Annotated in this window: 10 protein-coding genes; 7 read left to right on the forward strand and 3 right to left on the reverse strand. The window is 66.0% G+C overall.

The genetic code is table 11. The features are described 5' to 3' along the window. Positions 1 to 55 precede the first annotated feature (55 nt). Entirely contained in the window at positions 56 to 2,575 is a 2,520-nt protein-coding gene (locus AB0L57_RS11130) for a sensor histidine kinase KdpD (RefSeq protein WP_364960076.1), read from the reverse strand. After that, positions 2,572 to 2,718 carry a hypothetical protein gene (locus tag AB0L57_RS11135; RefSeq protein ID WP_364960079.1) on the reverse strand — a complete coding sequence of 49 codons (147 nt, stop codon included), beginning with the start codon at positions 2,716 to 2,718 and terminating at the stop codon, positions 2,572 to 2,574. Before AB0L57_RS11135 ends, AB0L57_RS11130 begins: the two co-directional genes overlap by 4 nt. Before the next feature lie 450 nt (positions 2,719 to 3,168). Between AB0L57_RS11135 and kdpA the strand changes: the two genes are divergently transcribed. From kdpA to AB0L57_RS11150, 3 genes are all read left to right on the forward strand, one after another. After that, entirely contained in the window at positions 3,169 to 4,839 is a 1,671-nt protein-coding gene (kdpA, locus tag AB0L57_RS11140; RefSeq protein ID WP_364960081.1) for a potassium-transporting ATPase subunit KdpA, read from the forward strand. A 76-nt stretch (positions 4,840 to 4,915) separates the two neighbouring features. Beyond that, positions 4,916 to 6,994 carry a potassium-transporting ATPase subunit KdpB gene (gene kdpB, locus AB0L57_RS11145; protein ID WP_364960567.1) on the forward strand — a complete coding sequence of 693 codons (2,079 nt, stop codon included), beginning with the start codon at positions 4,916 to 4,918 and terminating at the stop codon, positions 6,992 to 6,994. Between the two features lie 16 nt (positions 6,995 to 7,010). Then, a complete protein-coding gene (locus AB0L57_RS11150; protein WP_364960569.1) occupies positions 7,011 to 7,919 on the forward strand; it encodes a potassium-transporting ATPase subunit C in 909 nt (302 codons plus the stop codon). Positions 7,920 to 8,124: 205 nt separating this feature from the next. Here AB0L57_RS11150 and AB0L57_RS11155 read toward each other — a convergent pair whose 3' ends face one another. Continuing rightward, positions 8,125 to 9,354 (reverse strand): Ig-like domain-containing protein, encoded by a 1,230-nt coding sequence (locus AB0L57_RS11155; protein WP_364960084.1) that lies wholly within the window; start codon positions 9,352 to 9,354, stop codon positions 8,125 to 8,127. A 350-nt stretch (positions 9,355 to 9,704) separates the two neighbouring features. Between AB0L57_RS11155 and AB0L57_RS11160 the strand changes: the two genes are divergently transcribed. The 4 genes from AB0L57_RS11160 (at position 9,705) to ectB (ending at position 13,335) form a co-directional block, all read left to right on the forward strand. After that, entirely contained in the window at positions 9,705 to 10,415 is a 711-nt protein-coding gene (locus AB0L57_RS11160) for a response regulator transcription factor (RefSeq protein WP_364960087.1), read from the forward strand. Then, positions 10,381 to 11,439, forward strand: a complete 1,059-nt coding sequence (locus AB0L57_RS11165) for a HAMP domain-containing sensor histidine kinase (RefSeq protein ID WP_364960090.1) — start codon at positions 10,381 to 10,383, stop codon at positions 11,437 to 11,439. The genes AB0L57_RS11160 and AB0L57_RS11165 overlap by 35 nt, the downstream gene beginning before the upstream one ends. Positions 11,440 to 11,608: 169 nt before the next feature. Then, the gene (gene ectA / locus AB0L57_RS11170) at positions 11,609 to 12,040 is read left to right on the forward strand and encodes a diaminobutyrate acetyltransferase (protein WP_364960093.1); all 432 of its coding nucleotides are present in this window, start codon (positions 11,609 to 11,611) and stop codon (positions 12,038 to 12,040) included. Between the two features lie 32 nt (positions 12,041 to 12,072). Continuing rightward, the gene (gene ectB, locus AB0L57_RS11175; RefSeq protein ID WP_364960096.1) at positions 12,073 to 13,335 is read left to right on the forward strand and encodes a diaminobutyrate--2-oxoglutarate transaminase; all 1,263 of its coding nucleotides are present in this window, start codon (positions 12,073 to 12,075) and stop codon (positions 13,333 to 13,335) included. Position 13,336 lies beyond the last annotated feature (1 nt).

Below are 13,336 nucleotides of genomic sequence, written 5' to 3' on the forward strand. Positions count from 1 at the left end.
GATTTGCGGGGCACCCGCGCCCGGTCGGTGTGACGAGTGGGCTTCGCAGTATCACTCATCGCACCTCCTGAGACGTTTGCGCCGGCAGTTCGACAATCATGGTCAGCCCGCCGCCCGGCGTGGGTTCGGCGTGGACGGTGCCGCCCATCGCCTCGACGAATCCCCGCACCACCGACAGCCCCAGCCCGACACCGGTCGAGTTGTCGCGGTCGCCGAGCCGTTGGAACGGTTCGAACATCTGGTCCTCGAGTCCGGTGGGAACACCCGGACCGTAATCGACCACTGTGATCGATACCCGGTCACCGTCGCGTTCCGCGCCAACCCGCACCGGCGTGTCGGGAGCCGCCGGTCCGGCGGCGGAATAGCGCAGCGCATTGTCGATCAGATTGGCCAGGACCCGTTCGAGCAGTCCGCTGTCGGCGTGCACCGAGATGTCGCCGACCTCGACCTTGACCCGGTCCGTCACGGACTGGCGGACGCCCCGGGTCCCCATGCCCACGCTCACCACGGCGCGATTGACGACCTCCTCGAGATAGACCTGGCGCAGGTGCGGCTCCACCGCACCCGCGGCCAGCCGCGAGGAATCGAGCAGATTGCCCACCAGTGCGGTGAGCTGATCGGTGGATTCCTCGATGGTCTCGAGTAGCTCGGCGGTATCGGCGGGGGAGAACTGCACATCTTCGCTGCGCAGACTCGACACTGCGGCCTTGGCCGCCGCCAGCGGTGTGCGCAGGTCGTGACTGACCGCGGACAACAGGGCCCGCCGCAGCCGGTCGGCCGCCATCACACCGGCGGCCGCCTGGGCCTGTCCGGCGAGTTCGCGTTGCCGCACCAGCCCGGCCGCCTGCCCGGCCACCGCGGCAAGCACGCGGCGATCACCGGGGGTGAGGGCACGGCCGTTGAGCAACAGCCAGTGCTCTTCGTCGCCGGCGCCGATGGCGGTGTCCGCCGTGCCCGGTGTTCGTGCGGGATCGGTACCGACACAGGCGATCACCTCGTCGTCGGTGGTGAAACTGACCGCGCGCTGGCCGTAGATCTCCCGTGCGCGCTCGAGTAGATCCGGTAGATCGGCGCCGTGCAGTACAGCCCCGGCGAACAGGGTGAGCAGTTCGGCTTCCCGGGAAGCGGTACGCGCCTCGCGGGTCCGGTTGGCCGAGATGTCGACCAGTGCCGCCACCGCCACCGCGACCCCCGCCATCACCACGATGGTGAGGAAGTTGTCCGGCTGGGCGATGGTGAGGCTGTGCCGTGGGGTGGTGAAGAACCAGTTCAGCAGCAGTCCGCCGAGCACCGCCGACAGAGCCGCGGGGGCGACGCCGCCGAGCAGCGCCACCGCGATCACGCCGATGAAGTACAGCGCGCTCTCACCTGCCAGATCCAATCGCGAATCCAGCCACAGATAACAAAGGGTGGTGATCAGGGTCGGGACCACCAGCGCGGCCGACCAGGACACCGCCGGTCGTTGCCGTCGCAACAGCGCCGACCAGCGCAGCCCGTGCTGCGCTTCCTCGTGGGTGACCATGTGCACATCGATACTTCCGGACCGTTGCACCACGGTGGACCCGATGCCCTGATCGAGGATGCGTGCCCAGCGGGACCGTCGTGAGGTGCCGACCACGAGCTGCGTGGCATTGACCTGCCGCGCGAAATCGAGCAGTGCGTCCGGGACGTTCTCCCCGGTGACGGTGTGCAGGCTCGATCCGAGGCCGGTCGCCAGATCCCGCAGCCGGTGCAACCGCTGCGCCGACACCCCGGCCAGCCCGTCGCCGCGCACCACGTGCACCACCATCAGTTCGGCACTGGATTTGGTCGCGATCCGGCTCGCCCTGCGCACGATCGTCTCCGATTCCGGGCCGCCGGTGACCGCGACGACGACGCGCTCGCGCGCCTCCCAGGTCGCGGTGATCTTGTGGTCGGCCCGATATTTCGCCAGCGCGGCATCGACCTGATCGGCCAGCCAGAGCAAGGCCAGTTCGCGCAGCGCCGTGAGGTTTCCGGGCCGGAAATAGTTGCGCAGGGCCGCGTCGACCTTGTCGGCGGCGTAGACGTTGCCGTGCGACAACCTGCGCCGCAGGGCTTCCGGTGTGATGTCGACCAGCTCCACCTGGTCCGCGCCGCGCACCACCCAGTCCGGCACCGTCTCCCGCTGCACGACCCCGGTGATCTGCTCGACCACGTCGTTGAGGCTGTCGAGATGCTGGACGTTGACGGTGGAGATGACATCGATACCCGCGTCGAGCAGGGCGTGGACGTCCTGCCAGCGCTTGTCGTTCTTCGAACCGGGCACATTGGTGTGCGCGAGTTCGTCGACGAGGGCGACGGCGGGGGCGCGGCGCAACACCGCCTCCAGGTCGAGTTCGCCGATCGTCGTGCCCCGATAGGTACGCATCACCGGCGGGATCTGTTCGATGCCCTCGAGCAGGTCGGCGGTCCGGCTGCGGCCGTGGGTCTCGACCACCGCCGCCACCACGTCCCGGCCGCGGCCGAGCCGCCGGTGCGCCTCACCGAGCATCGCGTAGGTCTTGCCCACGCCGGGCGCGGCCCCGAGGTAGATGCGTAATTGTCCGCGCTTCACAGGTCCATCATCGCGCGATTCGGGCGTCGGGGCCGCCGCCGCACCGGCACGACGCGCAGGGTGTGCCCACCGGCCACCCGCAGGCCCAGGGCGCAGCACAGGAAGATGATGATCACCATCGCCGCGACCAGGAAATCCGGCACCGTCCACTCCTCGTCGTTCGTCGTCGTTCTCCTCCGGTGCAGAACCGGACATCACACTGTGCTCCGAGCGCGACGCGTCGACCACGGATCTTTACGGGTTCTTAGCGCCGCTACCGCCGACCTTGACGTCGCGCCCGCATATCCGGTTCCGGCGTAAGCACCCCGTCAATGCCGACCCCGGCGCCGCTAAGAACCCGTCAACGCCGTCGAAAACGCGCGATTCGCGAGTTTGACTCGCAAGCGGCGCATCCGAACGGGTGCCGTCAACAGAGAGGTTTGCACTATGTCTGTCGCGGTGTTCACCGTCGTGACCGTGGCGATCTTCGCCCTGCTCGGCCTGCTCCAACGGGGGGTGGAACGGCTGTGATCGCGAATGTCGTCGGTCTGGTCCTGGCGCTCGGCGTCGCCGTGTACGCGGTCGCGGCGCTGCTGTTCCCGGAAAGGTTCTAGGTGAGCACAACCACTGCCGGGGTCGTCTTCGTGGCGACCCTGATCATCGCGCTCGCGGCGGTCTACGTACCGCTCGGCGACTACATGTACCGGGTGTATTCCGGTACGAAACACTCCCGGGTCGAGCGAATCCTGTACCGCGCCATCGGTGTTCGTCCCGGAGTGGAGCAGACCTGGGGCGTATACGCCCGCAGTGTGCTGGCCTTCTCCGCGGTGAGCGTGCTGTTCCTGTTCTTCCTCCAGTTGATCCAGGGCCACCTGCCGCTGCATCTGCACGAACCGGGTACCCAGATGACCGCGGCGCTGGCGTGGAACACCGCGATCAGCTTCGTCACCAATACCAACTGGCAGAACTACGCCGGTGAGTCCACGCAGGGCCATCTGGTCCAGATGGCGGGGCTGGCCGTGCAGAACTTCGTGTCCGCCGCGGTCGGTATGGCCGTCGCGGTCGCCCTGGTGCGCGGATTCGCCCGCAGCCGCACCGGCGATCTCGGCAACTTCTGGGTCGATCTGGTGCGCGGCACCATCCGGATCCTGCTGCCGATCGCGTTCGTGTTCGCGATCGTGCTGGTTGCCGGTGGCGCGATCCAGAACTTCCACCTGCACGATCAGGTGGCGCAGACCGTCTCCGGTGCGTCGCAGACGATTCCGGGTGGTCCGGTCGCCTCGCAGGAGGTGATCAAACTCCTGGGGACCAACGGTGGCGGATTCTTCAATGTGAACTCCGCGCATCCGTTCGAAAATCCCACGACCTGGACCAACTGGATCGAGATCTTCCTGATCCTGCTGATCGCCTTCTCGCTGCCGCGCACCTTCGGCCGCATGGTGGGCAGCAACAAGCAGGGTTGTGCGATCGTCTCGGTGATGGGTGTGCTGGCGGTGATCAGCGTGACGCTGACCAACTTCCTGCAGCTGCGCCATCACGGCACCGTGCCGACCGCGGCCGGCTCCGCGCTGGAAGGGATCGAAACCCGTTTCGGGGTATCGAATTCCGCGACCTTCGCGGCCTCGAGCACCCTCACGTCCACCGGTGCGGTGGATTCCGCGCACGACTCCTACACCAGCCTCGGCGGCATGATGACGATGGTGAACATGCAGCTGGGTGAGGTCGCGCCCGGCGGTGTCGGATCGGGTCTGTACGGCATGCTGATCCTGGCGGTGATCACGGTGTTCGTCGCCGGGCTGATGGTCGGGCGCACACCGGAGTATCTCGGTAAGAAGATCACGCCGCGCGAAATCAAGTTCGCCGCATCGTATTTCCTCGTCAGTCCGCTGATCGTGCTGGTGGGTACCGCCACCGCGATGGCCCTGCCGGGGGAGCGTGCGGCGATGGCGAATTCCGGTCCGCACGGCCTGTCGGAAGTGCTCTACGCGTTCACCTCGGCCGCCAACAACAACGGCTCGGCCTTCGCCGGTCTGAGCGGAAACACCGTGTGGTGGAACACCGCCCTGGGCCTGGCCATGGTGTTCGGCCGCTTCGTTCCCATCATTCTCGTTCTCGCCCTGGCAGGTGCCCTGGCCCGGCAGGGGCACACGCCGGAATCCGCGGGCACGCTGCCGACACATCGGCCGCAGTTCGTCGGCATGGTCGCCGGCGTGACGCTGATCCTGGTCGCACTGACCTTCCTGCCCATGCTGGCGCTCGGGCCGCTCGCCGAAGGAATCCACTGATATGACCGCTCCGACAACCGATTCCGTGGCCGCTTCGCGCGGCGACGAGGCCCCGGCACGCCGGGCCGGTCGCGGAATGTTCGACCCCGCCATGCTGGCGAAGTCCCTGCCGGAGGCACTGCGCAAACTCGATCCGCGCACCCTGTGGCGCAATCCGGTGATGCTGATCGTCGAGATCGGCGCCGTCTGGTCCACGATCCTGGCCATCACCGAGCCGACCGTGTTCGCCTGGGCGATCGTCGTCTGGCTCTGGCTCACGGTGGTCTTCGCCAATTTGGCCGAGGCGGTCGCCGAAGGCCGGGGTAAGGCCCAGGCCGACACCTTGCGCAAGGCCAAGACCGATACCGTCGCGCGCCGGTTGGTGAATTGGCGTCCCGGCGACTCGAATTCGGTCGAGGAACTCGTCGCCGCACCCGAACTGCGCCGTGGCGACCACGTGGTGGTCGAGGCGGGACAGGTCGTGCCCGGTGACGGTGATGTCGTGGCGGGCATCGCCTCGGTCGACGAATCCGCGATCACCGGTGAATCCGCTCCGGTGATCCGGGAATCCGGTGGCGACAGATCCGCGGTCACCGGCGGCACCACGGTGCTGTCGGACCGCGTCGTCGTCGAGATCACCCAGGAACCGGGTGGCAGCTTCATCGACAAGATGATCGCGCTGGTCGAAGGCGCCAGCCGGCAGAAGACGCCGAACGAGATCGCGCTCAACATCCTGCTGGCCGCGCTGACGATCATCTTCGTCTTCGCGGTCGTGACCCTGCAGCCGCCGGCGATCTTCTCCAAGGCGAACAATCCGGGCGTGGGCGATACCGCGGCCCTGGATATCCACGGTGTCACCGGCATCGTCATGGTGTCACTGCTGGTGTGCCTCATTCCGACGACCATCGGCGCACTGTTGTCGGCGATCGGTATCGCCGGAATGGATCGCCTGGTGCAGCGCAATGTGCTGGCCATGTCGGGGCGCGCGGTCGAGGCCGCCGGTGATGTGAACACCCTGCTGCTGGACAAGACCGGCACCATCACCCTCGGTAACCGGCAGGCGGCGGGCTTCATCGCCATGCCCGGGGTCTCCGAGGACGAGATGGCCGATGCCGCACAGCTTTCCAGCCTCGCCGACGAGACCCCGGAGGGGCGATCGATCGTGGTCTTCGCGAAAACCGCGTACGGCAAACGGGAGCGCTCCACGGGTGAGCTCACCGGTGCGAACTGGGTGGAATTCAGTGCCCAGACCCGGATGTCGGGTGTCGATCTGCGCGATGGGCATCAGCTGCGCAAGGGCGCCGCGAGTGCGGTGACCGAATGGGTTCGCGCCCAAGGTGGTGCGGTGCCCGACGAGGTCGGCCGGACGGTCGACGGAATCTCCGCCTCCGGTGGTACGCCGCTGGTCGTCGGCGAACTGTGCGACGGCAGGGCCCGGCTGCTCGGTGTGGTCCACCTCAAGGACGTGGTCAAACAGGGGATGCGGGAACGCTTCGACGAGATGCGCCGGATGGGAATTCGCACGGTGATGATCACCGGCGACAACCCCCTGACCGCCAAGGCCATCGCGGACGAGGCCGGTGTGGACGACTTCCTGGCCGAGGCCACCCCCGAGGACAAACTGGCGCTGATCAAATCCGAGCAGGCCGGTGGACGGCTGGTCGCCATGACCGGTGACGGCACCAACGACGCTCCGGCACTGGCACAGGCCGATGTGGGGGTGGCGATGAACACCGGCACCTCGGCTGCCAAGGAAGCCGGCAACATGGTCGATCTGGATTCGGATCCGACCAAGCTGATCGAGATCGTCGAGATCGGCAAACAGTTGCTCATCACCCGGGGCGCGCTGACCACGTTCTCCATCGCCAACGACATCGCCAAGTACTTCGCGATCATTCCCGCGCTGTTCGTGGCGTTGTTCCCCGGCCTGGACGTCCTCAATGTCATGCGACTGCACAGTCCGCAGTCGGCGATCCTGTCCGCGGTGATCTTCAATGCGATCGTCATCGTGGCGCTGATTCCGCTCGCCCTGCGCGGCGTGAACTACCGGCCGTCGAGCGCGTCGAATCTGTTGAGCCGCAACCTCGCCATCTACGGAGCCGGCGGCATCGTCGCACCGTTCATCGGTATCAAACTCATCGACCTAGTCGTCCGATTCCTGCCTGGGATGTCCTGATATGCCTTCCTTCTCGATGCGATACACCACCTGGTTCCGCCAGCACCTGGCCGCCCTGCGGGCCGTGGTCGTGCTCACCGCGATCACCGGAATTCTTTACCCCCTGGTCGTTTTCGCCGTGGCGCAGCTGCCCGGACTGCACGACAAGGCCGAGGGGTCACTGCTGTACCGGGACGGAAAACCCGTGGGCAGCAGTCTGATCGGCCAGGCATTCACCGACGGAGCGGGTGTGGCACTGCCGCAGTACTTCCAGACCCGGCCGTCGAACTCCGCACCCGCCGACGGCAGCCGTCCCGCCGGATACGACCCGACCAACAGCGCTTTCGGTAACAAGGGGCCCGAGGATGTCGTCGACACCCTCGCCGCCGATCCGGCACAGTCGAAACAAAGTTTGCTGACGACTGTCTGTACTCGCAGCAAACAAATCGGTGAACGCGAGGGAGTGTCCGGAGCACGGCCGTTCTGCACACCGGGTGGGGTCGGCGCGGTACTGGCGGTGTTCGGATCGCGCGACACCCACGGCGACATCACCACCCCCACGAGGGTGGTCAGTGTGAACGAGGCCTGCCCCATGGTGCCGTTCCAGCCCACCTACCGCGGTGTGCGCGTCGAATGCGCGCAGCCGGAGACCGACTATTCGGGCGGGCTGATCGTCCCGGTGCGTGGCGACGCACCGGCCGACACTCCGGTGCCCTCGGACGCTGTCACGGCGTCGGGCTCGGGGCTGGACCCGCAGATCTCACCGCGTTATGCCGAGATCCAGCTCGCCCGGGTGGCTGCCGCCCGGGGGGTGCCGGTCGATCGGGTCGCCGACGTGGTGGCCGAGCACACTCACGGCCGCGACCTCGGTTTCCTGGGTGAACCCCGGGTCGATGTGCTCGAACTGAACCTCGACCTGGACAACCGCTTTCCCGTTCGGGGCTGAGCGGGCGCACTCCGTCGTCGCCACGGTGGGGAACACGGCACGACGGCTCTCGTTCCGGCGCATCGAGAGGTCCGTCGCGGCCGCCGGAATGTGTCGTGTTCCGCCGCCCGGCGCGGCTACCTGTATGGAACCGCCTGCCCAGTGAGGTCGACGACATCACTGGGCAGGGCCGGCTCGGCCACCCGGCGGCCGACCGCCGCGGGGCTCAGGTGTGCAGTGCGCTCCCGGCCACCCACTGATCCCACGGCATGATCCAATCGCCGTTGTTCCACGCCGGTAGCGGCGGACCGCTGGTGTTGCGGACCTCGACCACATCACCGGGGACGGCGAAGTTGTAGAACCAGCGCGCGTGGTCGAGACTCAGGTTCAGGCAGCCGTGCGAGGTGTCGGTATTGCCCTGGGCCCAGACGGTGGTGTCGAGTTGATGCAGGTAGATGCCGTCACCACTGATTTGGGTGGCCCAGCCGATCTCCTCCTTGTAGCCCAGGCGTGAATTCACCGGCAGGCCGTAACTGGAGGAATCCATGATCACCGGATTGCCCTTGCCCATCACCGTGTAGATCCCGGCGGGGGTGTTGAAGTAGATCGTCTTACCGCCGACCTGCTCGCTGCCGCCACGACCCATGGAGGTGGGCATGGTGCGGATCAGTTTGCCGTTCTCGAACACCTGCACTTCGTGGGTGTTGTCATCGGCGATGGAGACGTGCGAATCGCCGATGGTGAACGTCGTCGAGGAATCCTCCTGGCCGAACAGCCCGGGGCCCAACTGCGCGCCGAAGATGTTCGCCGCGACCGTCACCTTGGTGCCGGGCTGCCAGTACTGCTGCGGGCGCCAGTGCGCGTTCTTGTCGTCGAGCCAGAACCACGATCCCTGGACCTGCGGAGCAGTGGTGACCGACAGCCGTTTCTCGGCGGCGGCGCGATCGGTGACGGCCTCGTCGAAGTGAGCGACGATGACCGTGCCGACTCCGTAGGTACCGCCGTCGTTCAGCGGTTGCCCGGCGGTCGTGGTGAGGTAGGCCTTGACCTGGTTGCTCGGCGTGAGCGTGGTGAACGTCGAGGTCAACGGGCCACTGGCGCCGGTGAGCGTGATGCCCTCGGCCGTCATCGTGTAGGTGTGGCCGTACCCGAGCGGGACCTTCGGCTTCCACGCGGTCCGATCCGCGTTCAGGGTGCCGTCGACCTGCTTGCCTTCCTCGTTGGTCAGCGACACATCCGACACGATGCCGTCGGTGGCGGTCACCTCGATGGTGCCGAGGGGATCGACGTCGGCACTACCCGGCGCCGGCACCATCGCCAACGCGGGCGCCACCTTGCCAGGGGTGCCGTGATTCGTCGTCGAAGCCGGGTCCGGGGAGGACGAGCACGCAGCCATCAGCACCGTCATCAGGGCAGTACCCAATGCGACACTGAATCGGCAGCGGCGAGTGGACATGGTGTCTCCTGCGTTCGCCGTGCGCCTGGGCAAGCCCTCGCAGCGCACCAATCGCCTTACTGTCTCGGTCCGTAGTTTACGGTGCGTTTCCCGATGCTTGCACCTCGGTGGTGTTGCCCCATGTTTACGCATCGTCGTGACGGGTACTCCAGTTACTGTTGTGTGCCTCGGGGTCGGTAGGTCACGCCAAGCGTGTGCCCGGCACCACGAGGTCCGCACCGGTATCGGTGAGGGATGTGATGAACGAGTGAGCGATGTGAGACGCAGGCTGCGCGGCCGCTCGCACGCGTGACGAATGGACAGGTGGGCGACCCGCGATCCGATGAGGCGCAGCTGAACGAGGTGTAGTGATGAGTGCAAATCTGATGATCGTAGAGGACGACGACCGGGTCCGCAGCGCGCTGCGGCTGGCCATGGAGGACGAGGGCTACGACGTCGCCGAGGCCGAGGAGGCCGAGGATGCGCTCGAACATCTGCGCGACAACGGCGCACCGGATGTGATGATCGTCGATCTGATGCTCGGTGAGATGGACGGGTTCACCTGTATCCGGGAGATCCGCCGCGATCACGATGTCCCGATCATCGTCGTCAGCGCACGTGATGATACTCACGATGTGGTGGCCGCACTGGAGGCCGGCGCCGACGACTTCGTCACCAAACCGTTCGAGATCAAGGAGATCACCGCCCGGATGCGCGCGCTGCGCCGCCGGGCTCAGCAGGCCGTCGAGCAGCCGGCGCCGCAGGAGGTCGTGCTCGACGCCGATCCCGAGGCGCCGTTGGTGCTGTCGGCCGACGGCGGCACCGTCCACCGCGGTGACGAGGAACTGCACCTGACCCTGACCGAATTCCGGCTGCTGTGCGAACTCGCCGAAACGCCGGGGCGGGTGCTGTCGCGCAGCGTGCTGCTCGAACGGGTGTGGGATCGCGGCTTCTTCGGCGACGAGCGGATCGTGGACGTGCATGTACGGCGGCTGCGGACCAAGGTCGAGCGCGATCCGTCGGAGCCGACGCTCGTGGTAACCGTGCGTGGGCTCGGCTACCGCCTCGATGTGCAGCGCTAGATTTCCGCGCCTGCCCCGCCGCCAGGTTCTGCGCGGCCGGGTGATCATCGCCTTCGCCGTCACCGGTCTGGCGTCGGCACTGCTGGCGGTGCTGGTCGGGCAGGTCGGCGGGGGAGTCTGGCGTACCTGGCTCGCCGGCGGATTCGGCGGCGCCGTGATCGGCGCGGTCTTCGGACTGTGGTTGTCGCACCGGTTGCTGGAACCATTGCGCCAGGTCACCGGCACCGCGGCCAAGATCGCTTCCGGTGAGCTGGGCACCCGGCTGCCCGATACCGACGATCCGGATCTGGCGCCCACCGTCGATGCCTTCAACACCATGGTCGACTCGCTGCAGAACCGTATCGATCGGGAGCGTCGCCTGGTCGGCGATGTGAGCCACGAACTGCGTACTCCGCTGACGACCTTGACCACCAGCGTCGGAGTGATGTCGCGCTACCAGGACCAACTACCCGAGCGATCGCGGCGGGCATTGGATCTGGTGCGCGCCGAACTGGATCATCTGCGCAGACTGCTCGACGATCTGCTGGCCCTGGCTCGCGCCGAGGCACGTATGCACGGCGCCGACGCCGAACCGCTGTCCGTCCGTGAATTGCTCACCCACACACTGGCCGAATTGCATTATCCGCCGGATCTGCTCACCGTCACCGACGACGGAATCGTGACCGGACGGAAGCTGGAGCTCGAACGTGCCGTGGTGAATTTGCTGGAGAATGCGCAGCGGCACGGCGGCGGTGTGGTGGCGATCGGCGTCGCGCGTGATGGCGACGAAATGTCGATCACGGTTGACGATTCTGGTCCCGGAGTGGCACCACGTGATCGTCAGCGCATCTTCGAAAGATTCGTGACCGTCCGGCGAGGGAAACGTTCCGGCACCGGCATCGGATTGGCGTTGGTTGCCGAAACCGTTGCGGCCCACGGAGGCCGGGTCAAATGTGACGACCGTCCCGGAGGGGGTGCGAGATTCACTGTGTGGTTGCCGATAGTGACGCAATTCACCGATCATACTTCTGTAACACAACCGTAAAGTAGTCGGCTGATAAACCTCAACGTTCGCGGGCAATTCTGAAGAGGTGATGCAGACCCGAACGCGGAGTATGCCTTTCAGTTCTCCCGACGACGACCGGACCGACGGCCGTCGGAACACGTCGACGCCAGCCGTCATTCGCGCGCCGCGCGTGGAAGACGGCGCAGCGATGTGGCAGATTGCCGTCGATTCCCAGGTGCTCGATGCGAATTCGAGCTACTCCTACCTGTTGTGGTGCCGTGACTTCGCCGCCACCTCGGTGGTGGCCGAAATCGATTCGCAAACAGCGGGATTCGTGACCGGTTACCTGCGCCCGCAGGCGCCGGACACGTTGTTCATCTGGCAGGTCGCCGTCGATCACGCCTTCCGCGGTCGCGGAATCGGCGTGGCGATGCTGGACGGCTTGGTTGAAAAGGTTGCGGAGCAGGGAATTTCAGTACTCGAAACGACTGTTTCGCCGGACAACGAGGCATCGATTGCGATGTTCTCCTCGCTGGCCCGGCGTCGAGAGGCGGAAATGATCCGCCAGGTGTTGTTCGAACCGAAAGATTTTCCGGACGGGCACGAATCCGAAGACCTGTACCGGATCGCGCCGCTGTGAAGCGGCGCAAAAAATGATAGGAAGGATCATCGATGACCACCGCTGAGATGACCGTTTTCGAATCTCTGGAATCGAATGTGCGCGGATATTGCCGCTCCTGGCCCGCGCTGTTCGACACTGCTTCGGGTGCGTGGCTGCGCGACGGTAGCGGACGTGATTACCTCGATTTCTTTGCGGGCGCGGGAGCGCTCAACTACGGACATAACAATCCGGTTCTCAAAGAAGCTCTGATCGATTACATCGCGCGTGACGGGATTACGCACGGACTCGATATGTCCACCGTCGCGAAGCGTGAATTGCTGGAGACCATCAACAAGGTCCTGCTGGACCCGCGCGGCCTCGATTACAAGGTGCAGTTTCCCGGTCCCACCGGGGCAAACGCCGTCGAATCGGCGCTGAAACTGGCTCGGAAGGTGACCGGCCGGACTTCCATTCTCAATTTCACCAATGCCTTTCACGGGATGACGCTGGGCGCGCTCTCGGTAACCGGTAACGCGACCAAGCGCGCTGCTGCCGGGGTGCCGTTGACCCACGTCAACCCCATGCCGTACGACGGCTATCTGGACGGCGCCGAGAGTTTGGCCTGGATGGAGCGCGTCCTCGACGACAATTCGTCGGGTGTCGACAAGCCCGCCGCGGTTATCGTGGAGACTGTGCAGGGCGAAGGCGGCGTGAACGTCGCGCGTGCGCAGTGGCTGCGGCAGCTGTCGGAGGTCTGCGCGGCTCGGGGCATCCTGCTGATCGTCGACGATGTGCAGATGGGTTGCGGACGTACCGGCCCGTTCTTCTCTTTCGAGATCGCCGGCATCACCCCCGATATCGTCACTCTCTCCAAGTCGATCGGTGGCTACGGCATGCCGCTGGCGCTGGTGCTGATGAAGCGGGAGCTGGATCAGTGGGCGCCCGGTGAGCACAACGGCACCTTCCGCGGAAACAACCCGGCGTTCGTGACCGCCCGGGTGGCGCTCGAGCACTACTGGACCGATAACCGGCTGGAGGAGTCGACTCTGGCCAAGGGCGAGAAGATTCACAAGTCCTTCGAGAATCTGTCCGAGAACTTCGCGGGCGTGTCCACTCGCGGACGTGGGATGGTGCAGGGGCTGGTCTTCGAGGACGCTTCCGAGGCGGGCAAGGTTTCCAGCATCGCCTTCGAAGAGGGCCTGCTGGTGGAGACCTCGGGTGCCGAGGACCAGGTGGTCAAGCTGCTGCCGCCGCTGACCATTACCGATGATGAACTCGACCACGGCCTGGGAATTCTGGACCGTGCGGTCGCGATGGCCCGAGGAGGCAACTGAA

Origin of the sequence: Nocardia sp. NPDC052254 (assembly GCF_040679495.1) — a bacterium.
GTDB lineage: Bacteria > Actinomycetota > Actinomycetes > Mycobacteriales > Mycobacteriaceae > Nocardia.